Here is a 23,259-nt window from a genome sequence, read left to right as displayed (position 1 = left end):
GTCCGCAACCAGCTTCGCAACATAAACACGTCAAGCTAGAACTCGACGACGATCGACGACGAGACAAAGGATTGGAGGTATCAATGGATGGGAATCCGTTTCTGAAGATTCAGCGCCTGGGACGCGCGCTGATGCTGCCGATCGCGGTGCTGCCGGTTGCCGGCCTGCTACTGCGACTGGGCCAACCCGATGTGTTCAACATCAAGATGATCGCCGACGCCGGTGGCGCGATTTTCGACAACCTGCCGTTGCTATTCGCGATCGGTGTGGCGGTCGGTTTCGCGAAAGACAACAACGGCGTGGCGGCGCTCGCGGGCGCGATCGGTTACCTGATCGAAATCGCGGTGATGAAGGACATCAACGACAAGCTCAACATGGGCGTGTTGTCCGGGATCTTGGCAGGTATCGTCGCGGGCTTGCTGTACAACAGGTATAAGGACATCAAGCTGCCCGACTACCTCGCATTCTTCGGAGGGAAACGCTTCGTGTCGATTGTCACGGGCGTCGCGTGTCTGGCGATAGGTATCGTGCTCGGCTATGTCTGGCAGCCTGTGCAGGCCGCCATCGACCTCGCCGGACACTGGCTAACGACCGCAGGCGCGATCGGTGCATTCGTGTTCGGCGTGCTGAACCGCTTGCTGCTCGTGACGGGGCTGCATCACATCCTGAACTCGCTGACGTGGTTTGTGTTCGGCAACTTCACGCCGCCGGGCGGCGCCGCTGTGACGGGCGACCTGCATCGCTTCTTCGCTGGCGACCCGACCGCGGGCACGTTCATGACGGGCTTCTTCCCGGTCATGATGTTCGGCCTGCCGGCTGCGTGTCTGGCGATGCTCCATGAAGCGCCGAAGGAACGCCGCGCGGTGGTCGGCGGCTTGCTGTTCTCGATGGCACTCACGTCGTTCCTGACGGGCGTGACCGAGCCGATCGAATTCAGCTTCATGTTCCTCGCGCCGGTGCTGTATGTAATCCACGCATTGCTGACCGGCCTGTCGCTCGCGATCTGCTCGGCGCTCGGGATTCACCTCGGCTTCACGTTCTCCGCAGGCGCGATCGACTACGTGCTGAACTATGGCCTGTCGACCAAGGGCTGGTGGGCGATTCCTATCGGCCTCGCGTATGCGGTGGCGTACTACGGTCTGTTCCGCTTCTTCATCCGCAAGTTCAATATGGCGACGCCGGGCCGCGAACCCGCAGCCGCCGATGAACAGGTCGAATCGTTCACGACCGGCGGTTACGTCTCGCCGGCTGCCGGCGCGGTCGTGCCGCGCGCACAGCGTTATATCGCTGCGCTGGGCGGCGCATCGAACCTGTCGCTGGTGGATGCCTGCACGACGCGTCTGCGTCTGTCTGTGGTCGATTCCAACAAGGTCTCGGAAAGCGACCTGAAGACGATCGGCGCGCGTGGTGTGCTCAAGCGCGGCTCGACTAACGTGCAGGTGATCATCGGACCGGAGGCGGACATCATCGCCGATGAGATTCGTACAGTGATCGCGCAAGGTGGCGGTGATGCCGTGAAGCCGGCTGCCGCTGTTGCATCTGCTGCACCGGCTGCCTCTGCCGCGCCTGTGACGGCAGCAACGGGCGCTCAAGGCGGTCCGCTCGACCCCGATCCGTTGCGTTGGCTCGCTGTGTTCGGCGGTGCGGGCAATGTGGTGTCGCTGGACGCCGTGGCGGCGACGCGTCTGCGTGTCGTGGTGCGCGATCCGTCGGCGGTCGATCGTCAGCGTCTGGCTGCGCTCGATACCGCATGGGTCTCGGCCGACACGTTCCACATCGTAGTCGGCGACGCTGCATCGCGTTATGCCGAACAGTTGGCGACGCGTCTGCCGGCAGTGGGCGGTGCGACGCCTTTGCCGGCGTGATGCCGGGCTAAGGGAGCGGCCTGCGGCGCTTTCCTTCCGGTAACGCTGCAATAAAAAAGCGGCATCTTGAATCAAGGTGCCGCTTTTGCGTTTACCGATGCCCGTATTGCAGGGATATTAGTGCGTCTTGTGTTTTCCCGTTTCCAAAGGCCGGCGCGATTCGAGCCACATCACGTTGACGACACCGAACGCGAGCGCCACACCAATACCGAGAATCCAGCTGAAATACCACATCACAAACTCCTGTTAATCGTATTCCTGTTCAATACATCGAATGTTTATTCTCTTCGAGCGCCGCGGCGGTCACCTTGCCGCGCATCACGCGATATACCCAGCTCGTATAGATCAGGATGAGCGGCAGGAAGACGACCACGGCGATCAGCATGATCTGCAGCGTCATGCGGCTCGAGGTCGAATCCCATACCGTCAGACTGCTGCGGCCGTCGAGCGAGGAGGGCATGATGAACGGGAACATCGAGAAGCCGGCCGTGAGAATCACGCCGATAATCATCAGCGAGGTCGACAGGAAGGCGCTCTTTTCGAAGCGCGAGCGCGCCAGCAGCAACGCCAGCGCGCCGCCGACCACACCCGCCACCGGCGCAATCGCCATCCACGGATAGGTCGCGTAGTTGGTGAGCCACAAACCCGGTGCGCCGAGCACGTTTTTCAGCAGCGGATTGGCGACCGTATCGAACGGCGCCGCGTCGACGATCTGATAGCCGCCGATCATCGTCGCGATCAGTGCGCCGGCGATCAGGAACAACACCACGCAGACGAGCGAGGCAATCCGCAGCGCCACCGACGCGCGCTGCGCAACGATGCCGTCCGCCTTCATCTTCACGAACGCCGCGCCGTGCGCGGCCAGCATCGACACGCTGACGAGCCCGCACAACACCGCAAACGGGTTGAGCAGCGCGAAGAAACCGCCGTGATACGTGACGCGCAGATCGGTGTCGAACGAGAACGGCACGCCTTGCAGCAGGTTGCCGAACGCGACGCCGAACACCAGCGCCGGCACAAAACCGCCGACGAACAGCGCCCAGTCCCACGCGCTGCGCCAGCGCGGGTCTTCGCGTTTGCTGCGGTAGTCGAATCCGACCGGCCGGAAGAACAGCGAGAACAGCACCAGCAGCATCGCGAAGTAGAAGCCGGAGAACGACGCTGCATACACCAGCGGCCACGCGGCGAACATCGCGCCGCCCGCCGTGATGAACCACACCTGATTGCCTTCCCACGTCGCGCCGACCGTGTTCACGACGATGCGCCGCTCGGCGTCGGTCTTGCCGATGAACGGCAGCAGAATCGCCGCGCCCATGTCGAAGCCATCGGTGAGCGCGAAGCCGATCAGCAGTACGCCGATCAGCACCCACCAGATCAGTTTGAGGGTTGCGTAATCCATGATGATGATTTTTCCCTTAAAACGGCTTGGCGGCGAATCATGCGGCCGTGTTGGTCGGCAGCGGCTGATTCAGCGGCTGTTGTTCGTGGTGATAGCGCCCGGTATGCAGCGACGAAGGCCCGAGCCGCGCGTACTTGAACATCAGCATGATTTCGATGATGAATAGCACCGTGTAGAACACCACGAAGCCGGCGATACTCAGATACAGATCGGTCGGCGTCAGGCTCGACGCGGACAATGCAGTCGGCAGAATGCCGGCGATGGTCCACGGTTGACGGCCGACTTCCGCGACGATCCAGCCGAATTCAGCGGCGAGCCACGGCAGCGGAATCGCCCATACAGCCCAGCGCAGGAACCAGCGGCGCTTGTCCAGCAGCAGCGAGCGCTGCGCGCAGAACCAGAACGCCAGCACAAAGGTCGCGAGGAACAGAATGCCGAGGCCGACCATCAGGCGGAACGAGAAGAACACGGGCGCCACCGGCGGGATCGTCTTCTTGGCGGCCTGGACAATCTGATCCGGCGTTGCATCGGTGACGTTGGCGGTGAACTGCTTGAGCATCAGTCCGTAGCCGAGGTCTTTCTTGTGCGCGTCGAAGGCGGCTTTGGCATCGTCGGTTGCGTCGCCTTGTTTCAGCTTTTGCAGCGCGGCGTAGGCCAGCATGCCGTTCTTGATGCGCACTTCGTTCTGCGCCATCAGCTCTTTCAGGCCGACCACCGGTTCGTCGATCGAGCGCGTTGCGATGAGGCCGAGCGCATACGGAATCCGGATAGCGTAGTCGGTGCGTTCTTCCTTTTGGTTCGGAATGCCGAAGATCGTGAACGGTGCGGGGGCGGGCGCCGTCTCCCATTCGGATTCGATCGCGGCCAGCTTCACTTGCTGAACTTCGCCGGTACGGTAGCCGGATTCGTCGCCGAGTACGATCACGCACAGCGTCGACGCGAGGCCAAAGCCCGCGGCGATCGCGAACGAGCGTAAGGCGAATTCGGTGTCGCGGCGTTTGAGCAGATACCACGACGACACGCCGAGCACGAACATCGACGCCGTCACATAGCCGGCCGATACGGTGTGCACGAACTTGACCTGCGCGACCGGGTTGAACAGCACCGAGAAGATGCTGTCGAGTTCCATGCGCATCGTCTGATAGTTGAATTCGGCGCCGACCGGATTGTTCATCCAGCCGTTGGCCACCAGAATCCACAGCGCGGACAGGTTCGAGCCGAGTGCGACGAGGAATGTGACGGTCACGTGCTGCACTTTCGAGAGCCGCTTCCAGCCGAAAAAGAACAGCCCGACGAACGTCGACTCGAGGAAGAATGCCATCAGGCCTTCGACAGCCAACGGCACGCCGAAAATATCGCCGACGTAGTGCGAGTAGTACGACCAGTTGGTGCCGAACTGGAATTCGAGCGTCAGGCCCGTGGTGACGCCCATCGCAAAGTTGATGCCGAAGAGCTTGCCCCAGAACTGGGTCATGTCCTTGTAGATCTGCTTGCCGGTCATCACATAGACCGATTCCATGATCACCAGCAGCCAGGACAGGCCGAGCGTGAGCGGTACGAACAGAAAGTGATAAAGCGCCGTGATGGCGAACTGGAGGCGCGACAGTTCTACGACTTCGCTAACGGGCATGTTGATCACCTTGGGACGGATGCGAGGCAGGCACGGACAGCAGCGCCTGCGCGACTTGCTCAGGCGGCAGCGACATATGCTCCGCCTGCGGATGACTGAAGAACGTGTATTTGAGCGCCATCAGCAATGCGAATTTGATGGCGAGGACGATGGCGATATCCCGCGCCAGCGTCGGACCGCGCACCCAGCCGGCGAGCCGCTTGCGCAGGCCCGGACGGGGGCTGTTATTGCGATTGAGGGCTATGGTCATGATCGGTCGAAGGCGACTTCACGCCGGTGATTCCGGCTGGAACCAGGCCGCTTCTGCGGTCTGGCGAGTGCATCCCGATTTTAGGAGCAGTGACCTTGCACGCGTGAATTGGCGCTGCGGCATTGGGTCGCGAGCATCGCCCCGTTGAGCAGTATTGCGATGAAGTTTGTGGTACGTCAAGAAAAGCACACTCGGTGGGCGTGTTCGTTGTGAGTTTGCGCGTGGACGAGCGTTCCGGTGCGCGAGCAGAAAAAAACCCTGCCGTCTTGCGAGGGCAGGGCTTTGCGACTAAACATCGCGCCGGGCAAGCCGGCGTTCTGAATGTCTTTATGTGTTACGAATATTCGGCCAATGCGCTGCGCATCTTCTTCATTGCGCTCGCCTCGATCTGGCGAATACGTTCCGCCGACACGCCAAATTCGTCAGCCAGTTCGTGCAGCGTCGAGCCACCCGAGCCGTCGTCTTCCACATGCAGCCAGCGTGCCTCGATGATGCGGCGGCTACGGGCGTCCAGTGATTCCAGCGCGCTGGCGATGCCGTCGCTTTGCAGCTTGTCGCGCTGACGCGAAGCCAGCACGGCGGTCGGCTCGCTATGCGAGTCGGCCAGATAGGCGATCGGCGCGTACGACTCTTCACCGTCTTCGACCTGACCTTCCAGCGCGATATCGCCGCCGGACAGCCGCGTTTCCATCTCGGCCACTTCTTCGCGCTTCACGTTCAGCTCTTTGGCGAGACCTTCGATCTCGTCCGGCGTGAATGCGCCCAAGCCCTGCTTGTGGCTGCGCAGGTTGAAGAACAGCTTGCGCTGCGCTTTGGTGGTGGCGACCTTCACCATGCGCCAGTTGCGCAGAATGTACTCGTGGATCTCAGCCTTGATCCAGTGCATGGCGTACGACACGAGGCGCACGTTCTGCTCCGGGTCGAAGCGCTTCACGGCCTTCATCAGGCCGATATTGCCTTCCTGGATCAGGTCGGCATGCGGCAGGCCATAACCGAGATAGTTGCGCGCGATCGACACGACCAGCCGCAGATGCGACAGGACGAGACGGCGCGCGGACTCGAGATTGTCCTGCTCGCGAAATTCGGTGGCGAACTGGCGCTCTTCCGCCGGCGTCAGCATCGGAATCCGATTTACGGCCTGGATGTAGGCGTCGATATTGCCCAGTTGACCGGGCAGCAGCGAGGAATGCGAGAGCGCCAGCGCACCTGCCGAAGCGGCCTTAGCCGACAACGGGCTCAGAGTATTCGGAAGGGTCATTGCATGGCTCACGTAGGAAACTCCTTTGGAATCAGACAAAAGCGTGGTCAGGGATCGACTCCAGCGTTGGATGTTAGCACTCTGATTTCCCGAGTGCTAATACTTAGAGGGCGTAGGGTCATCCAGGTTCCGTCTTTTGCTATTGAAATTCTGAATTCAATAGCCATGATACGCTCCTGCTGCCGGCTGTGTGCAAGCCGTAGGATTTACCCTGGCAAGTCATCTTCATACTTATAAGTGACCGATATTTTCTAAAATTGAAGTGACTAATTGCAAAAATTTTGGTTTCTTCATACGAAGCGCCAGATCCGATTTGTATTTAGAATAGGCGAGACTGTAAAACATCATCAACGTTTGACCATAGCTTTGGGTGTTCGATGAAGAACAAAAAAAAGGCTTTGCGTGGTCTGGCTCTAAAAGTCGCTTCTGCGGCTGCGTTGTTTGGGATATCGGGATTGGCCGCGGCCGATCAGTTCGGGGTGCAAGTCGCCGCGGGCGTGGCGGATCACCATGTGAAAAAGTTCGATCTCGGCTTCGTCTGGGATCCGAATCTGACGTGGTGGCAGATCGGCGACTGGCACTTCTCGCTGATCGGCGAAGCGCACCTGGCCTGGTGGCATACGAACGAAGGGGACGTACACAGCAACATCGGCGAAATCGGCGTGACGCCGATCATCCGTTTCATCAAGGGTTCAGGCTCGATCCGCCCTTATATTGAAGCGGGTGCGGGCATCCGGCTGCTGTCGAGTCCCAGAATTTCTACGTCGTTCAGCCTCGGGACGGCTTTCCAGTTCGCCGAGACGGCGGGCGTCGGCGTGCAATTCGGCAGCCACCAGCAGTATCTGGCGGGCTACCGGTTCCAGCATATTTCCAATGGCGGTATCAAAGAGCCGAATCCTGGTATAAATTTCAGCCAGCTATATTTGCAATATAACTTCTGACGACCGTGGCCGCGTTCGGCTCATCGGTGCGAGGGGCTGAGCAATGGCGGCAAAAATGATCGAAGCGATTCGCGGGCTCGAGCGCGAGCGCTTTCGCGCGATGGTAGACGGCGACGGGCCGTCGCTCGATACGCTGCTCGCGGAGAACGTGAGCTATGTCCACACGAACGGCAAGCGCGAAACGAAGCGGCAGTTCATCGACGGCATTACAGCGGGGCGCCGCCGCTATCGGCAGATCGAGGTGCAGTCGCAAGAGGTGCTGCCGGTCGGGCGAGAGACCTGCGTCGTCACCGGGCGGGCGCTGATCGAGATGGAAGCGAATAACGGGGCGTTGCTGTTTCCGATTGCATACACGGCGATCCATACGCAGGAAGATGGGCAATGGCGCCTGATCGCCTGGCAGGCGACGCGTTGCGCGATCGAGTGAGCCGTTGGGCGAGCCTCGTGAGCTCGCCGCGTTTCGCCGGTTGCGCTTTGTGAGCGGCCAGCAGCGGGGCGCGGGCGGGGTGTGCCGCGCCTGACGCAACGTCAGGCCGTGTCAGGCCACCACGCGGTGGTCCATTTCCATCGATAACACGTGATCCTGGTCCACGGCATCGGGCACGGCCGGCGTGCCTCCCGCCATGACAGCTTTTCCTGACTGATCGCCCGCATACGGATGGCGTGGATGCACCGGAATCTGGTTGCAGCGCTCGACCATGCGCCGCACTGCATCGATATCGGAGAAATCGAGGCCCGGGTCGATGCCTCGCGTATCGAGGTTCATTGCGAGCGTCACAAGATCTACGTTGCCGGTGCGCTCGCCGTTGCCGAACAAACACCCTTCGATGCGGTCCGCACCCGCCAGCAGCGCGAGTTCCGCCGCGGCCACCGCGGTGCCCCGATCGTTATGCGGATGCACTGACAGCACGATGCTGTCGCGGTAGCTGAGGTTGCGGTCCATCCATTCGATCTGATCGGCAAACACGTTCGGCGTCGCGGCCTCGACGCTCGCGGGCAGGTTGACGATCATCTTGTGATCGCGCGTGGGCCGCCACGTCTGCGCAACCGCGTCGCACACTTCGCGCGCGAAGGCGAGCTCGGCCATGTTGAAGGTTTCCGGCGAATACTGGAACGTCCAGCGCGTGGCGGGCCGCGCCTGCGCGTGCTCTTTGATGACGAGCGTGCCTTCGACGGCCAGCGCCTTGATTTCGTCCTTCGACTGGTTGAAGACGATCTTGCGAAACGACGGACAGATCGCGTTGTACAGATGCACGATGGCGCGTGGTGCGCCCTCGAGCGAGTCGAAAGTCCGCGCGATCAACTCGGCGCGTGCCGGCACGAATACTTCGATGGTCACATCGTCGGGAATGCGGTGCTCGTCGATCAGCTTGCGCACGAAATCGAAGTCGGTTTGCGAGGCCGACGGAAAGCCGACTTCGATTTCCTTGAAGCCGATCGCCACCAGCATTTCGAAGAATTCGAGCTTCTGCGCGGCGTTCATCGATTCGATCAGCGATTGATTGCCATCGCGCAGATCGGTGCTCATCCAGATCGGCGCCTGGTTGATCGTGCGGCCCGGCCATTTTCGGCCGGTCAGGCGCACGGCGGGAAAGGGACGGTATTTTTCAGCGGGATTGCGCAACATGATGAGCCTCGTTCGATTTGTCGTAAGCGAAAGGGTGTGGCGTCGAGCGGTTGGCGGGCTGCCACAGGTGCACGGTCCGCCGGCCGATTGCTAGCGGCAACAACGAACGGGCGCGAACAAAAAACGTCATGGCGACGACGAAAACGGACGTGGATGATGCCCATGCAACGTGCATTTGACCCTCGCGATTCGTCCGAGCGGTAAACGGACGAATGCAAACGACTACAGGTTGTGAAGAACTACGGTCGGGAGTGAAACGGTAACTGCGAGGAACTGCCTTGAAGACCGCGCTTAGAGCAACCTGAGCTGCCAACGCGCGGCGCTACGTCTGACTTACGCTAGACGTAGCGATAGGGGCCGCGCCAGGCGGCCGGAGGTAATTCGGGGGGTGTTCGGAAGGGAACGCATGGGTTGAATGTATGACAGCGGGCGCCGCCGTGTCAACCGGCTGTCTTTACGTTTTGCGCGGCGAGCGTTGCTGTAAAGATCGCATCATGGTCGCGCAACGCCCGTCACACAGGCGTTTTCGCGACGTCCACGATCAGTTCGACTTGCCGCGAAATTGCGCTCGGCACTGGCGCTTCGCCACGCAGCACGGCGTCGATCCACGCGGCCGTGGTGGGAGCGTCGCGTGCTTCGGGCAACTCGACGTCAGGCGCATCGGGCGACGAACGCTCGTGCGGCACGCGCGTTTCGCAGATGCCGTCGTGCAGCCAGTCGACCTGTACCTGACGCCGCGTGTCGGCTACCGCTTCGCCTTCGGTGCCGCGCGCAAGCAGGGCGCCGCCTGCCGCGGCGTCCGGATGCGTGTTGAACAGTTGCGTAAGACTGTCCCGATACGGCGGATGCGTGTAGTTCACGAGTCGCAGGCCGGCGGGCGCGAACGGTTGCAAGATCTTTACGAGCGTATGCGTCGAATTGCGCACGCCCATACGGCGACGCAAAGCGAGGAGCCGCGCCAGCCTGGGTGCGAGCACGCCGATCGGCGCGAATGCGAGACGCCGCTCCGCGAGACCGTCTTCGATATCCGCGTGGTTTTGCGCGTGCGGAATTTGCAGATGCGTGAAGATTTCAGCGCTCGTTACTCGGCCCGGATCTTCGGTGATGCCGTGCACCAGCACCGGCACGCCTTCGCGCGCCAGCAGCAACGCCAGCAGCGGCACGAGATTCGGCTGTTTGCGCGCACCGTTGTAACTCGGGATCGAAACGGGCCGGAACGCGCCGTGCGGCAAATGAATCGGTTCGAACGACGCGTGCGCGCCGGCCAGCATCGCGGCGAGTTCGTCTGCTGTTTCGCCCTTTACGCGATAGGCGAGCAGCACCGCGCCGAGTTCGAGGTCGGACACGCGGCCGTCGAGCATTGCGCCATAGAGCGCGCGGGTATCCTCGGCGCTCAGTGCGCGGGCGCCGTTCGGGCCGCGGCCGATTTCCTTGATGAAGCGGGCACAGGGGAAGGGGATGGCGGTATCGGCGGAGTCAGTCATCGGGCGCAGTGTGACGGGGCGGCGTGCCGCTTCAGAGCGGTCGGCCACCGTATTCAAAGGACACTATTCAGCGTGAGTATCGCATCTATGGCGATCTCGCGAGACGATGCGCCGGCGCAGCCGGCCGTGCGTCTCAATGCGCGTCGTGCTTGCCAGCGCGTTACACTTAATATTTTATCGCTGCGCTGGCGGCACAATTCAAAAAACGGAGAACGGGATGAGTTACGTATTTGCACCCGCACCGGTGGTTGCGGTGCCGGTCGTGGGGTCCAGCGAGCAGTTCGCGGTACGTCGCATCTACTGTGTGGGCCGCAACTACGAGGCGCACGCGCGTGAGATGGGACATGACCCCGACCGCGAACCGCCGTTCTTCTTCACCAAGCCGGCCGATGCCGTGCTGTACGTGGCGCCTGGCGCGACCGGCGAATTCCCCTATCCGTCACAATCGAAGAACGTGCACTTCGAGATGGAACTGGTGGCGGCGATCGGCAAGGGCGGCAAGAACATTCCCGCCGAGAGCGCGCTCGACCACGTCTATGGCTATGCGCTGGGGCTCGACATGACGCGCCGCGATCTGCAGGCCGAGGCGAAGAAGCTGGGTCGTCCGTGGGATATCGCGAAGGGCTTCGATCATTCGGCGCCAATCGGTCCGATTCATCCGGTGGCCGCAGTCGGACATGTCGACAAGGGCGCGATCTGGTTGTCGGTGAACGGCGACGAAAAACAAAGCTCGGACGTGTCGCAGTTGATCTGGTCGGTGGGCGAGACGATCGCGTATCTGTCGACGCTGTTTGAACTGCAACCGGGCGATCTGATTTTCACCGGCACGCCGGAAGGCGTCGGCGCGGTGGTGCAGGGCGACCTGATGAAGGGTGGCGTGGACGGAATTGGCGAGTTCAGCGTACGCGTGGTCTGAATACGGGCGGAGGAGACACACAACATGAAGCTTTACAGCTATTTCCGTAGCTCGGCGTCCTATCGCGTGCGCATCGCGCTGAACGTGAAGAACCTGGCGTACGACTACGTGCCCGTGCACCTCGTGCGCGACGGCGGCGAGCAGTTGAAGCCCGAGTATCGCAAGGTGAATGTGGACGGTATCGTGCCGACGTTCGTCGACGGCAACGAAGTGATCCCGCAGTCGCTGGCGATCATCGAGTATCTGGAGGAAACGCATCCCGAGCCGCCGCTGCTGCCGGCGGCGCCGGCCGATCGCGCGTATGTGCGCTCGGTGGCGTTGCAGGTCGCGTGCGAGATTCATCCGCTGAACAACCTGCGCGTGCTGAAGTACCTGAAGCACACGCTCTGCCTCGACGACGACGCGAAGGACGCGTGGTACCGGCATTGGGTCGAGGCGGGTTTTACGACGCTCGATGCGCATCTGGCGGGCGATTCGCGCACCGGCAAACTGTGCTTCGGCGATCAGCCGACGTTGGCCGACGCCTGCCTGATCCCGCAGGTGTTCAACGCGCAGCGCTTCAAGATCGACACCGCGCGGTTCCCGACGATTCAGCGCATCTACGATCACGCGATGCAACTCGATGCGTTCGCGCGTGCGGCGCCCGGTGCGCAGCCGGACGCGGAATGAGGTTGTTGCTTGAATGAATAAAGGGCGCTCCGCGGAGCGCCCTTTTTGGTTTGCGCTGCCCGGTTGCTCAAGCGCCCAGCAACGCGTCCGAAAACTCTTCCGCGCTAAACGGCTGCAAATCCTCAACCTTTTCGCCGACGCCGATGAAGTACACCGGAATCGGACGCTGCCGCGCGATCGCCGCAAGAATGCCGCCCTTGGCCGTGCCGTCGAGCTTGGTCACGATCAGGCCGGTGAGGCCGAGCGCATCGTCAAACGCTTTCACCTGGGCGAGCGCGTTCTGGCCGGTGTTCGCGTCGATCACCAGCAGCACTTCGTGCGGCGCGCCGTCTTGCGCCTTGCCGATCACGCGCTTCACCTTGCGCAGTTCTTCCATGAGGTGCAGTTGGGTCGGCAGACGGCCGGCGGTGTCGGCCATCAGCACGTCGATCTTGCGCGCACGGGCGGCGCCGACCGCGTCGAAGATCACCGCTGCCGGATCGCCGCTTTCCTGCGACACCACCGTCACGTTGTTGCGCTGTCCCCAGATAGCCAGTTGCTCGCGCGCGGCGGCGCGGAAGGTATCGCCCGCGGCCAACAGCACCGATTGATCGAAGCTCTGCAGATGCTTGGCGAGTTTGCCGATGCTGGTGGTCTTGCCCGCGCCGTTCACGCCGGCGATCATCATCACGAGCGGTTGCGCGCGGCCGAGCATCAGCGAGCTTTCCAGCGGCTTGAGAAGACCGACCAGCAGCGTGCGCAGCGCCGTTTTCACCTGTTGCGGGTCGGTGAGGCGCTCGGCGCGCACTTTCTCACGCAACGATTCAAGCAGGAATTCGGTAGCGTCGACGCCCGCATCCGACATCAGCAGCGCGGTTTCCAGTTCTTCGTACAGGTCCTCGTCGATCTTCGTGCCGACGAAAATACCGGTCAGGCTCGAACTCGTCTTCGACAGGCCGGTTTTCAGGCGCGTCAGCCAGGATCGCTTCGCACCCGCGTCCTGTACCGGCGGCGGGACGATTTCGACGGTTTCCGGCGTGAGCTCGTCAGGCTGCGGCTCGTTTGCCGGCGCAGTGGCTGCCGGCTGCACCGCGGGCGCTGCCGGCGCCTCTACGGCGGTCTCGGGCGCTAAGCCTTCCGGCGCCGTCTGCGATTCTTCTGGCGCGTTATCGGACTCTTTCGAACCCTTGAATCGTTTGAAAAAGCTGAACATGATCTGGCGTGGTGAGAGCGCGCGCCGATGCGCGCAGCCGGCACAAGACCGGCAGGAGCGGCAGGCAGCGTTGCGATGCGGGATGCAAGGCGCTGGAAGCCGCACATTTTATCAGGCGCGCCGCTACGCGTCGTATAGGCCGAACGGCCAGGCTGGACGCTGCGCGTCCCTGTGGTAACGTTGGCGCTCCGGCCCGCCCGCATCGACGTGGCGGGCGCTTTTTTACGTTATCGAAACTGCATGCCCCGTTCCGCACCTTCACGCGCCCACGGCGCTTCATCCAAAGGCGGCAAAGCGCACGCTATCCGTATCATCGGCGGCGACTGGAAGCGCACGCCGCTGCCCGTACTCGACCTCGACGGTCTGCGGCCTACGCCCGACCGCGTGCGCGAAACGCTGTTCAACTGGCTCGGTCAACGTCTGGACGGCCAGCGTTGCCTCGATCTGTTCGCCGGTAGCGGCGCGCTGGGCTTCGAGGCGGCCTCGCGCGGCGCGGCACGGGTGTTGATGGTCGAGCGCAATGCGCGGGCTGCGAGCCAGCTGCGCGCGAACCAGGAGCGCCTGTCGGCGCGCACGATCGAAATCGCGGAGGCAGACGGCTTGCGGCTTGCCGCGAGTCTCGCACCCGGATCGTTCGACGTAGTATTTCTCGATCCGCCGTTCGGCGACGATCTGCTCGACCAGGCGCTCGCGTTGGCCGTGCCGTTGCTGAGCGCGCATGGCTTTCTGTATGTCGAAGCGGGCGCCGCGCTCGAGCTCGATGGGAACAAGGCGCTCGCCGGATGGGAAATCGTGCGGCAAGGCAAAGCGGGTGCTGTCCACTTTCATTTGCTGCAGCGCGAAAATGAGGAATAATGCGCGTTCCATAACAAGCGCCGGACAGTTTGCCGTCACGCGCGCGGTCGGTGCCAAATGCGTCGCGTGGACGCTTTGACGTGCCCATTTGTCTGAAGAGAGGAGAAGTCTCATGGTAGTCGCCGTGTACCCGGGCACGTTCGACCCGCTGACGCGCGGTCACGAAGACCTCGTTCGACGCGCGTCGAGTATTTTCGACACGCTGGTGGTGGGCGTTGCCGACAGCCGTAACAAAAAGCCGTTCTTCACGCTCGAAGAGCGCCTCGACATTGCCCATGAAGTGCTCGGCCACTACCCGAATGTTCAGGTGATGAGCTTCAAGGGCCTGCTAAAGGATTTCGTCCGAAGCAATAACGCACGGGTGATCGTGCGCGGCCTGCGCGCGGTGTCGGATTTCGAATACGAGTTCCAGATGGCCGGCATGAATCGTTATCTGTTGCCGGACGTCGAAACCATGTTCATGACCCCGTCCGATCAATACCAGTTCATCTCGGGCACGATCGTGCGTGAAATCGCGCAACTGGGCGGCGATGTCAGCAAATTCGTGTTCCCGTCGGTCGAAAAATGGCTGAAGGAAAAGGTTGCTGCGCTGGATCAGGATAACGGCGCTTCGGCCGCGCAACCGTAACCGGCGTAAACTATCGGTTCGACGGATGAAAGTCGGCTCCGGCCGGCGCGAAGTGAGAGAAGCATGGCCTTGATGATTACCGACGAGTGCATCAATTGCGACGTGTGCGAGCCCGAGTGCCCGAACGACGCGATTTCGATGGGCCCGGAAATCTACGTGATCGACCCGAAGAAATGCACCGAGTGTGTTGGCCATTTCGACGAGCCGCAGTGTATTCAGGTGTGTCCGGTCGAGTGCATTCCGCGCGACCCGCAGCACCTGGAAACGCCGCAAGGGTTGATGGCGAAGTACCACGCGTTGCAGGCCGCGAAGGGCGCGTGATGAACGGCGAGGCGCTCGCCTCGCCGCGGTTTTTGCGTCGCGCTTTGCCCTTCGCCCTTCGCCCTTGTTCGGGCGGCGCGTTGTTACCCGACGTAAGCGCTGAAAATGTCGCGCAACGCGTTCAGCAGGATGTCGCATTCGGCGTCGGTGCCGACCGAGATCCGCAAATGCTGGTCGATTCGCGGCGCCTTGAAATGGCGCACGAAAATTTCCTTTTTCCTTAGCCGTGCCGTGAGCGTCGCTGCGTCGTAGCCTTTGTGGCGCGCGAACAGCAGATTCGCCGCCGACGGCACCACCTCGAAGCCCAGCGCCGTCAACCCTGCGGCCAGCCGCTCACGGCTCGCAACCACCTTGGCGCAATTGCGGCGGAACCAGGCGTAGTCTTCGTACGCGGCGATCGCCGCAACTTGTGCCAGTCGGTCGAGCGGATACGAGTTGAAGCTGTCCTTCACGCGGTTTAGCGCGTCGATCAACTCCGGATTGCCGAACGCGAAGCCGACACGCATCCCGGCGAGCGAACGCGACTTCGATACCGTTTGAACCACCAGTAGATGCGGATAGCGGTCAATCAGCTTGATGGCCGATTCGGCGCCGAAATCGACATAGGCCTCGTCGATCACCACGACCGAATCGGTGTTTCTCGCCACCAGACGCTCGATATCGGCGAGCGGCAGAGGACGTCCCGTCGGTGCATTCGGATTCGGGAACAACACGCCGCCGTTAGGCGCCGCGTAATCGTCGACATTGATCGCGAAGGCGTCGTCGAGCGCGACAGTCCGATAGTTGACCTCAAACAGCCGCGCGTACGTCGGATAGAAGCTGTACGTGATATCCGGAAACAGCAGCGGCTCATCGTGCTTCAGCAACGCCTGAAAGGTGAGCGCCAGCACTTCGTCCGAGCCGTTGCCCGCGAACACCTGCTCCGGGCGAATACCGTGATACGCGGCAACTGTTTCGCGGAGCTTGCGTGCGGTCGGATCGGGATAGCGCCTTAGCGACTCGCCCGCATCGCCTAGTTCCTGGCGGATCGCTTCGACCACGCGCGGCGACGGCGGATACGGGTTCTCGTTGGTGTTCAGTTTCACCGGATGCGCGAGCGCGGGCTGCTCGCCCGGCGCATACGGCGTCAGACGGTGAACGATGTCACTCCAATAGCGGCTCAAGCGAATCTCCTGTCGGTAGCTATGCGGCGTTGCGGCGGGTGCAGGTGCGTGTAGGTGAGGGCCTTAGGAATTGCGATGCAGCTGCATCATCGCGCGTTCGAGTTCGCCTTTGATAATCTGCGGCATCACGGCAAGCGCCCGTTCGATCGACGCATCGAGCGCGTCCTGTTCCTCCCGCCGCGGCGGTTTCAGCACGTAATTGGCGACATCCGGCTTCGCGCCGGCGCGCGCGCTTTCGGGAATCAGATCGCGCGGATGACCGATGCCGATCCGCAGCCGCCAATACTGTTGCGACGACAGATGGGCGGTGATGTCTTTCAGCCCATTGTGACCGCCACTGCCGCCGCCAAGCTTCAGTTTGACGCCGCCTGGCGGCATATCGAGTTCGTCGTGGGCGACCAGAATCTCGTCAGGGAGGATCTTGAAGAACTGTGCGAGCGCAACGACCGACTGACCCGAGCGGTTCATAAACGTCTGCGGTTCCAGCAGATGCACTTCTTCGCCATGAAGCCTCGCTTTCGCGTAGAAGCCGTGGAAGCGCCGCTCGTCGCGCAGCGTCGTGCGTGCTTCGCGCGCCAGTTGATCGACCAGCCAGAAGCCGGCATTGTGACGCGTCGCAGTGTATTCGGCGCCCGGATTGCCGAGCCCGACGATCAGCTTGATCATGATTGCGTGGGTCCATCTGGCCCGGATGCCGAACGCAACCGGGCTGAAAAAAACGAAAAAAAACCCGCCGGGGCGAACCTCGGCGGGTCACATCGACCGTTTCATTGAAACGGATCGAGAGGATTGCTCGCTCAGCGCAGCTTAAGCAGCCGGCGTTTCGCCTTCGCTTGCAGCAGCGGCGTCGCCTTCAGCGATTGCACCAGCCGGGATCGTTGCAGCAGCGACGACCGGGTTTTCTGCTTCAACGTGAGCAACCAGCGCGACGCCTGCCGGCAGGACGATGTCCTTCGCGTGCAGCGATTGACCGGCTTCGATCTTCGCGAGGTCGACTTCGAGGAATTCCGGCAGTGCCGACGGCAGGCACTCGATTTCGATGTCGTTGAGGACGTGCGAGATCACCGCGCTCGACAGCTTCACTGCCGGGTTGGTTTCCTGGTTCATGAAGTGCAGCGGCACCTTGGTGTGCAGCTTCTTCTTCGCGTCGACACGTTGGAAGTCCACGTGCAGCACGAGCTGACGGAACGGGTGGTATTGCACGTCGCGCAGCAGAACCTGTTGCGACTTGCCACCGACTTCCAGGTCGAGAATCGACGAGTGGAAAACTTCTTTCTTCAGCGCGTGCCACAGCGCGTTGTGGTCCAGTTCGACCAATTGCGTTTCAGCACCAGCGCCATATACGATACCCGGGGTCTTGCCCGAGTTACGCAGGCGGCGGCTCGCACCCGTACCTTGCAGGTTACGCTCGAAAGCGACTACTTTCATTTGAATCTCCAATGCACTGCCCGCGACCAGGCAGTAAAAACGGGGCCCGCAAGCCATTATGGCTGAGGCCCCAGAACGGCGGCACGAACCTTCGTTCGTTCATGCCGATTGTGCAAAAGCGCAGCGTGCGATAGTGCAACGCGCTGCGCCCTCGCAAATACTTAACTTTCAGCGAACAGCGACATCACCGAATCGCCGCGGCGAATCCGCGAGAACGTTTCGGCAAGCAGGCCGGCGCTGGTCAACGAACGGATCTTGGCGCACGAGCGGGCTTCTTCACCGAGGGGGATCGTGTCGGTGACAACGAGTTCGTCGAGTGCCGAAGCTGCGATACGCTCGCCTGCACCGCCCGACAGAACCGGGTGGGTAGCGTAAGCGAACACCTGCTTCGCACCGCGTTCCTTCAAAACCTGAGCTGCCTTGCAGAGCGTGCCGGCGGTGTCGACCATGTCGTCCATGATCACGCAGGTACGGCCTTCGACTTCACCGATGATGTTCATCACTTCGGCAACGTTCGCCTTGGGGCGGCGCTTGTCGATGATCGCGAGATCGCAATTCAGTTGCTTGGCCAATGCCCGGGCACGCACCACGCCGCCGACGTCCGGCGACACGACCAGCAGGTTCTCATAGTTCTGCTTGCGCAGATCGCCGAGCAGCACGGGCGTAGCGTAGATGTTGTCGACCGGGATGTCGAAGAAGCCTTGAATCTGGTCGGCGTGCAGATCCATCGTGATGATCCGCTCGACGCCGGCGATTTCCAGCATATTCGCCACGATCTTCGCCGAGATGGCGACGCGCGCCGAACGCGGGCGTCGATCTTGGCGGGCATAACCGAAGTAGGGGATGGCCGCGGTGATCCGGCCAGCGGATGCGCGCTTGAGCGCATCGACCATGATCATCAGTTCCATCAGATTGTCATTCGCCGGCGCGCAGGTGGACTGCAGGACGAAGACATCCTTGCCACGCACGTTTTCCTGAATCTCGACCTGGATTTCACCGTCCGAGAAACGGCTAACCATTGCTTTGCCGAGGGGAATACCGAGGATTTTGACGACTTCCTGTGCAAGCGCGGGATTTGCGTTGCCAGTAAAAACCATCAGGCCGTCATGGCTGCTCATCGTGCACCTACTTCAGGCTGGGGGCGAGGGGAAATGCGAGAATTTTTGGCAGGGGAGAAAGGATTCGAACCTTTGCATGCCGGAATCAAAATCCGGTGCCTTAACCAGCTTGGCGACTCCCCTACACTAACTTTAAGCTCCGCCGAACGTGGAGTTTCGTTCGACGATGCAAAACTTATGACGCGAAAGCAAAGAGTGGATGCTGATCGAGGCCGGCAGTCACTGCGCTGTTCCATTCGGCTGGCAGCTTGGCTTGCGCCGCTTCTGCTTCAGCTTTACTACGAAACGCTGCAAATACACTTGCACCTGATCCAGACATCCGCGCTGGCGCGATGTTTTCAAACCACCGCAGCACCCGCGCTACTTCCGCGTACTTCCCTACGACAACCTGCTGCATGTCATTCCGGCCGAAGCTTTCCGGCCATTCAGTGTTGCAGCTAAGTTCTGCAGGAAAGTCCGTAATTGTGAGGGGTTTTGAATCTCTTGTCAACGCTTTTTCGGAAAAAATCGCTGCAGTCGGAACATGAACCCTCGGCGTCACTACCAGGAAATGGCGCGGCGGCAATTGTACAACGTCTAATGCTTCTCCGACACCCTGTGCGAACGCATTTTTCCCAAAAATAAAAAATGGCACGTCGGCGCCGAGCTTCAGCGCCAGCTCCTGCAACTCAAGGCGCGGGAGATGGAGCTTCCACAGGCGGTTCAGCGCAAGCAGTGTGGTGGCCGCGTCGGAGCTGCCGCCACCCAGGCCCGCACCCATCGGCAGGCGCTTCTCGATTTCGATGTCGACGCCTTCCGGCGAGCCCGTATGCGCTTTCAGGAGTGTTGCTGCGCGAACAGTGAGGTCGTGCTCTGGTGGGACGTCAGCGATCTCGGTGCTGCGTGTGACGAGGCCGTCGTTGCGCCGGGTGAAATGGAGTGTGTCGCCCCAGTCGAGTAACTGGAAGACCGTTTGCAGCGTGTGATAACCGTCCGGGCGTCGGCCGGTGATGTGCAGGAAGAGGTTCAGCTTCGCTGGCGCGAGGCAATCGCGCAGCGCGTCGGTCGTTTCGATCATGAGTCTGGGCTACATGCGCCAAAGCGGCGCCAAAGAAGCGTCAAGGTTGCGCGAACAGGCGAGGCTACTGATCCAGCACGAGCTTGATGTCGAGCGGCGGTTCCGAGCGGCTCAGGTTGACGCGTTTCACGCCAGTGGCCGGCGCGTCGGCGTACGCCAGGTAGTCGATCGTCCAGCCGTCCTGCGTAATCTGTTTCAGGCGCGACGGCTGTTCAGGATCCTTCTCGGTGCTCGCACGCGAAGTCGGCGCAGGCGACGGCTGCAGCCAATAGCGCAGTCCTTCGACCGGCAGCGCGAAACCGAGCGCATTCTGCATCAGCGTGGAGACGTTGTCGGCGGTGAGCGGCTGGCGGTTCGGTAACTCGAGCGTGGCCGAAGCCGGCGATGAAGTCACGATCGCGAGCGTCTGGCCGAGCGGATTGCGCAATTGCAAAGTGACGGTGTCGCCGGTTTCCTGCCAGGCGAAGTTGCCGTACGCGTTGCGCTGCTGGCCGTTCTGATCGTTGTACTGGATCGAGAACCGCCCTTGATAAGCGCGGCTCGTTTGCGCAGTGACGGATGTCGCGGCATTCGACATGGACGGCCCTTGCGGCTTCACCGATGCACAACCAGCCAACACGACGACAGCCGCCGCTGCAAGTCCGAGCACCGCGCCACGCGGCGCCCGGGGATAAGAAAACAAGCAGGAAAGACGCATCAAAGATCGTTTACCTGGAGACGTTGCAGTGTTTTAACAAGCGTGTCGTTGTCCGGTTCGAGCTTGCGAGCATCGCGGAAAGCGGCGCGTGCCTGATCCTGCGCACCCGTTTTCCACAACACTTCACCGAGGTGCGCGCCGATTTCGGCATTCGGCTGGATGTCGTAGGCTTTGCGCAGCAGCTTGATCGCGTCCGACGTATTGCCCATCCGGTATTTGACCCAGCCGACGCTGTCCATGATGAACGCGTCGTTCGGCGCCAGCGACGAAGCCTTCTCGACCAGCCTGTTCGCTTCCGCCAGGCGCTGATTGCGATCGGCCAGCGAATAGCCGAGCGCGTTATACGCCTGAGGATTGTCCGGCTGCGTCTGGATCAGCTTGCGCAACTGCGCTTCCATGATGTCGTAATGGCCGGTCTTTTCGGCGGCCATCGCGTAGTCGTAGGTCAGATCGGGATCGTCCGGGAAATTCGCGGTGGCTTTTTGCAGGCTCGCTTCCGCCTCGGGATAGCGTTTCGCGTCGAACAGAATTGCCGCATCAGTACGCGCGATCAGCGCCTGGTCACGCGGATCGGGCGCCTGCAGGCCGGCCAGCAGGTTGCGCGCGTCTTCGGTCTTACCCTGCTTGGCGAGCAATTGCGCACGCGTGATCTGCGCCGGCATGTACTGCTGGCTCGACGGGGAAATCTTGTTCAGCCAGTCGCTCGCCGCCGCTTCGTTCTTCTGTTCGAGCGACAGTTGCGCAAGGTAGATGTACGCCTGGCCCGGATCGGCGCCCGGCGTTTTGTCGGCTTGCTGCGCGTACTGGGTGAGGTACGTTTGCGCCTCGGTCAAATTCTTTTGCTGGATCTTGATCAGCGCGAGCGCCATTAGCGGCGTGAGGTCCTTCGCGTTGTTCTTGTGCATGATCTCGAACTGCTTCTGCGCGTCGTCCAGACGGTCGCTCGCGAGATACATCTGCGCGAGCGCGAGACGCGCGTCGTGCGATTTCGGATTCTGCTGCACGTACTTTTCGAGCGACGCGATGCCTTCCTTGCGCTCCTCCGGGCCCATCTGCGACAGCATCAGCGCCGCCGGCAGATAGTCGGGCTTGAGCGTAAGCGCCTGTTCGAGCGACTTGCGCGCGCCCGGCGCGTCGTCCGAAACGAGCTGCTGACGCGCGATGGCCAGTTGAGCTTCGGGCCGGTTCATGTCGTTCTTCAGCAGATCCTGCAGCACATGCAAGCCGCCGATCCGGTTCGGACCGCGCGAGATCAGCAGTTGCAGCGCGAGGATCGCGCTGCCGCGATTCTCGGCTGGCACCTTTGCCAGTTCGTTCGCGAGGAGCGGCGCGGCGTCGTCAGGTTTGCCGGACAGCACGAGCAGCGACGCATCGAGTTGCGCGGCGCGTTCCGAACTCGGCGCATACTGCTGCCACAATTGCGCGGCGGCTAAGGCATCCGACGGGCTCTGCGCGGCCAGCGCGATTTCAGTGGCGCGTTGCGCCATGCGCGGATCGTGCGTGTCGCGCGCGAGCGCGAGGTAGGTCTGGTAGGCGGGTGCCGGCTGGTCGCGTTGCAACGCGACTTCGGCGGCGAGCACCTGGAATACGATCTGGCTCGACAGTGCGATGTTCGGCAAAGACTTCTGGTCTTCTGCCGACGCAGGGCCGAGCGGGTCCGGCAGGGTGACGGAGGTGTCATCCGAGTCTGGCGAGGGGTCCTGCGCGTGCGCGGGCACGGCAGCCAGCGCCCAAACGGCGAGCGCGGCGGCGCCGAGCAGCCGGCGAGCGGAGACAGCGTGCGGCACGCGCGATGCGTTTGCCGGGCGCTTCGAAAACAGCTTCACGAAGGACAAGTTCATGGAAATCCGTTCAATGTTTCGGACGATTGTAACGCGCTCGCTACAATACGCGCACAACCACTCACGCAAGTTGCAGACCAGTTAGACATGCCAGAGTTGCCAGAAGTTGAGGTTACCCGACGGGGAATCGAACCGTATGTGTCCGGGCGCAAGGTTGAACGCGTCGATGTGCGCACGCCCGCACTGCGTTGGCCGATTCCGGCGGACCTTGCGAAAACCTTGCGTGGCAGCGTGGTGCGCAAGGTCGAGCGGCGCGGCAAGTACCTGCTGTTCGAAATCGACGCCGGATGGTTCATTGTGCACCTGGGCATGACTGGCACGCTGCGTGTGCTGCGCCACGTGCCGCGCCCGCCGGCCGCGGCGAAACACGATCACATCGACTGGATTTTCGACGAGTTTATTCTGCGCTACCGTGATCCGCGCCGCTTCGGCGCGGTGCTGTGGCATCCGCGCGAAGCCGGCGACGTGCTCGAGCATCCGCTGCTCGCGAGCCTCGGCGTGGAGCCGTTTTCACCGGCGTTCACCGGCGCGCTGATGCATCGGCTGACGCGTGAGCGCAAGGTGTCGGTGAAGCAGGCTTTGCTGGCGGGTGAAATCGTGGTCGGCGTGGGCAATATTTACGCGTCCGAGAGTCTGTTTCGCGCCGGCATCCGCCCCACTACCGCGGCAGGCCGTGTCTCGCTGGTTCGATACGATTTGCTGGCGGACGCGGTGCGCGTGACGCTCGCCGCCGCGATCGAGAAGGGGGGCAGCACGTTGCGCGATTTCGTCGGCAGCGATGGTGAAAGCGGTTACTTCCAGCTCGACTATTTCGTCTATGATCGCGCGGGGCTGCCATGCCGCGTGTGTGGAACGCCAATCAAACAAATCGTGCAGGGGCAGCGTTCGACCTACTTCTGTCCGACCTGCCAGCGCTAATT

The 23,259-nt window shown here is 61.8% G+C and carries 23 protein-coding genes, 1 tRNA gene and 1 pseudogene; 9 read left to right on the top strand and 16 right to left on the bottom strand.

From position 1 onward, the window contains the following. Positions 1-83: 83 nt before the first annotated feature. Positions 84-1,865, top strand: a complete 1,782-nt coding sequence (gene nagE / locus WN982_RS18340) for an N-acetylglucosamine-specific PTS transporter subunit IIBC (protein WP_341313324.1) — start codon at positions 84-86, stop codon at positions 1,863-1,865. Between the two features lie 117 nt (positions 1,866-1,982). On the opposite strand, the gene cydX is transcribed toward nagE, so the two are convergent. From cydX to rpoH, 5 genes are all read right to left on the bottom strand, one after another. Continuing rightward, entirely contained in the window at positions 1,983-2,099 is a 117-nt protein-coding gene (cydX, locus tag WN982_RS18335; RefSeq protein WP_341313323.1) for a cytochrome bd-I oxidase subunit CydX, read from the bottom strand. A 28-nt stretch (positions 2,100-2,127) separates the two neighbouring features. Beyond that, positions 2,128-3,264 carry a cytochrome d ubiquinol oxidase subunit II gene (gene cydB, locus WN982_RS18330; protein ID WP_341313322.1) on the bottom strand — a complete coding sequence of 379 codons (1,137 nt, stop codon included), beginning with the start codon at positions 3,262-3,264 and terminating at the stop codon, positions 2,128-2,130. 37 nt (positions 3,265-3,301) lie between these two features. Then, a complete protein-coding gene (locus WN982_RS18325) occupies positions 3,302-4,894 on the bottom strand; it encodes a cytochrome ubiquinol oxidase subunit I (protein WP_341313321.1) in 1,593 nt (530 codons plus the stop codon). After that, on the bottom strand, positions 4,884-5,144 hold the full coding sequence (cydP, locus tag WN982_RS18320) for a cytochrome oxidase putative small subunit CydP (protein WP_341313320.1): 261 nt from the start codon (positions 5,142-5,144) through the stop codon (positions 4,884-4,886). The genes WN982_RS18325 and cydP overlap by 11 nt, the downstream gene beginning before the upstream one ends. A gap of 334 nt (positions 5,145-5,478) precedes the next feature. Continuing rightward, positions 5,479-6,414 (bottom strand): RNA polymerase sigma factor RpoH, encoded by a 936-nt coding sequence (gene rpoH / locus WN982_RS18315; protein ID WP_341313319.1) that lies wholly within the window; start codon positions 6,412-6,414, stop codon positions 5,479-5,481. Positions 6,415-6,779: 365 nt separating this feature from the next. On the opposite strand from rpoH, the gene WN982_RS18310 reads away from it, so the two are divergent. Both WN982_RS18310 and WN982_RS18305 read left to right on the top strand, forming a co-directional pair. Next, positions 6,780-7,343, top strand: coding sequence for an acyloxyacyl hydrolase (locus tag WN982_RS18310; protein WP_341313318.1), 564 nt, complete (start codon positions 6,780-6,782; stop codon positions 7,341-7,343). Between the two features lie 43 nt (positions 7,344-7,386). Beyond that, complete coding sequence (locus WN982_RS18305; protein ID WP_341313317.1) at positions 7,387-7,770, top strand: nuclear transport factor 2 family protein; 384 nt, start codon at positions 7,387-7,389, stop codon at positions 7,768-7,770. 216 nt (positions 7,771-7,986) lie between these two features. On the opposite strand, the pseudogene WN982_RS18300 reads toward WN982_RS18305, so the two are convergent. Both WN982_RS18300 and ybiB read right to left on the bottom strand, forming a co-directional pair. Then, positions 7,987-8,970: pseudogene (locus tag WN982_RS18300) on the bottom strand (2-isopropylmalate synthase); the annotation flags it as partial. Between the two features lie 512 nt (positions 8,971-9,482). Further along, positions 9,483-10,454 (bottom strand): DNA-binding protein YbiB, encoded by a 972-nt coding sequence (gene ybiB, locus WN982_RS18295; RefSeq protein ID WP_341315838.1) that lies wholly within the window; start codon positions 10,452-10,454, stop codon positions 9,483-9,485. Positions 10,455-10,671: 217 nt separating this feature from the next. Here ybiB and WN982_RS18290 point away from each other — a divergent pair, with 217 nt between their 5' ends. Further along, on the top strand, positions 10,672-11,370 hold the full coding sequence (locus tag WN982_RS18290; protein ID WP_341313316.1) for a fumarylacetoacetate hydrolase family protein: 699 nt from the start codon (positions 10,672-10,674) through the stop codon (positions 11,368-11,370). Positions 11,371-11,394: 24 nt separating this feature from the next. Further along, positions 11,395-12,039 carry a maleylacetoacetate isomerase gene (gene maiA, locus WN982_RS18285; RefSeq protein WP_341313315.1) on the top strand — a complete coding sequence of 215 codons (645 nt, stop codon included), beginning with the start codon at positions 11,395-11,397 and terminating at the stop codon, positions 12,037-12,039. A gap of 67 nt (positions 12,040-12,106) precedes the next feature. Here maiA and ftsY read toward each other — a convergent pair whose 3' ends face one another. Continuing rightward, the gene (gene ftsY, locus WN982_RS18280; RefSeq protein ID WP_341313314.1) at positions 12,107-13,231 is read right to left on the bottom strand and encodes a signal recognition particle-docking protein FtsY; all 1,125 of its coding nucleotides are present in this window, start codon (positions 13,229-13,231) and stop codon (positions 12,107-12,109) included. A gap of 240 nt (positions 13,232-13,471) precedes the next feature. Here ftsY and rsmD point away from each other — a divergent pair, with 240 nt between their 5' ends. The 3 genes from rsmD to WN982_RS18265 all read left to right on the top strand — a co-directional run bounded on the left by rsmD (position 13,472) and on the right by WN982_RS18265 (position 15,035). Continuing rightward, a complete protein-coding gene (gene rsmD / locus WN982_RS18275) occupies positions 13,472-14,086 on the top strand; it encodes a 16S rRNA (guanine(966)-N(2))-methyltransferase RsmD (protein ID WP_341313313.1) in 615 nt (204 codons plus the stop codon). A 112-nt stretch (positions 14,087-14,198) separates the two neighbouring features. Then, entirely contained in the window at positions 14,199-14,714 is a 516-nt protein-coding gene (gene coaD, locus WN982_RS18270) for a pantetheine-phosphate adenylyltransferase (protein ID WP_341313312.1), read from the top strand. A 63-nt stretch (positions 14,715-14,777) separates the two neighbouring features. Further along, entirely contained in the window at positions 14,778-15,035 is a 258-nt protein-coding gene (locus WN982_RS18265) for a YfhL family 4Fe-4S dicluster ferredoxin (RefSeq protein ID WP_341313311.1), read from the top strand. A gap of 83 nt (positions 15,036-15,118) precedes the next feature. Here WN982_RS18265 and hisC read toward each other — a convergent pair whose 3' ends face one another. The 8 genes from hisC to WN982_RS18225 form a co-directional block, all read right to left on the bottom strand. Further along, positions 15,119-16,198, bottom strand: a complete 1,080-nt coding sequence (hisC, locus tag WN982_RS18260) for a histidinol-phosphate transaminase (protein WP_341313310.1) — start codon at positions 16,196-16,198, stop codon at positions 15,119-15,121. A 63-nt stretch (positions 16,199-16,261) separates the two neighbouring features. Then, the gene (gene pth, locus WN982_RS18255) at positions 16,262-16,864 is read right to left on the bottom strand and encodes an aminoacyl-tRNA hydrolase (protein ID WP_341313309.1); all 603 of its coding nucleotides are present in this window, start codon (positions 16,862-16,864) and stop codon (positions 16,262-16,264) included. A gap of 141 nt (positions 16,865-17,005) precedes the next feature. Beyond that, entirely contained in the window at positions 17,006-17,626 is a 621-nt protein-coding gene (locus tag WN982_RS18250) for a 50S ribosomal protein L25/general stress protein Ctc (RefSeq protein WP_341313308.1), read from the bottom strand. Between the two features lie 161 nt (positions 17,627-17,787). Then, positions 17,788-18,744: a ribose-phosphate pyrophosphokinase gene (locus WN982_RS18245; RefSeq protein WP_006048037.1), complete on the bottom strand. Its 957-nt coding sequence runs from the start codon at positions 18,742-18,744 to the stop codon at positions 17,788-17,790. Positions 18,745-18,790: 46 nt separating this feature from the next. Further along, a tRNA-Gln gene (locus WN982_RS18240) sits at positions 18,791-18,867 on the bottom strand. A gap of 52 nt (positions 18,868-18,919) precedes the next feature. After that, on the bottom strand, positions 18,920-19,801 hold the full coding sequence (ispE, locus tag WN982_RS18235; RefSeq protein ID WP_341313307.1) for a 4-(cytidine 5'-diphospho)-2-C-methyl-D-erythritol kinase: 882 nt from the start codon (positions 19,799-19,801) through the stop codon (positions 18,920-18,922). A 64-nt stretch (positions 19,802-19,865) separates the two neighbouring features. Continuing rightward, positions 19,866-20,498 (bottom strand): lipoprotein insertase outer membrane protein LolB, encoded by a 633-nt coding sequence (lolB, locus tag WN982_RS18230; RefSeq protein ID WP_341313306.1) that lies wholly within the window; start codon positions 20,496-20,498, stop codon positions 19,866-19,868. Then, positions 20,498-22,339, bottom strand: coding sequence for a tetratricopeptide repeat protein (locus WN982_RS18225; RefSeq protein WP_341313305.1), 1,842 nt, complete (start codon positions 22,337-22,339; stop codon positions 20,498-20,500). The genes lolB and WN982_RS18225 overlap by 1 nt, the downstream gene beginning before the upstream one ends. An 87-nt stretch (positions 22,340-22,426) precedes the next feature. On the opposite strand from WN982_RS18225, the gene mutM reads away from it, so the two are divergent. Continuing rightward, positions 22,427-23,257, top strand: a complete 831-nt coding sequence (mutM, locus tag WN982_RS18220) for a bifunctional DNA-formamidopyrimidine glycosylase/DNA-(apurinic or apyrimidinic site) lyase (protein WP_341313304.1) — start codon at positions 22,427-22,429, stop codon at positions 23,255-23,257. The last annotated feature ends 2 nt before the right edge of the window (positions 23,258-23,259 follow it).

Source organism: Paraburkholderia sp. IMGN_8 (assembly GCF_038050405.1).
Classification (GTDB): Bacteria; Pseudomonadota; Gammaproteobacteria; order Burkholderiales; family Burkholderiaceae; genus Paraburkholderia.
This window is presented reverse-complemented; position numbering and strand designations above follow the sequence as displayed.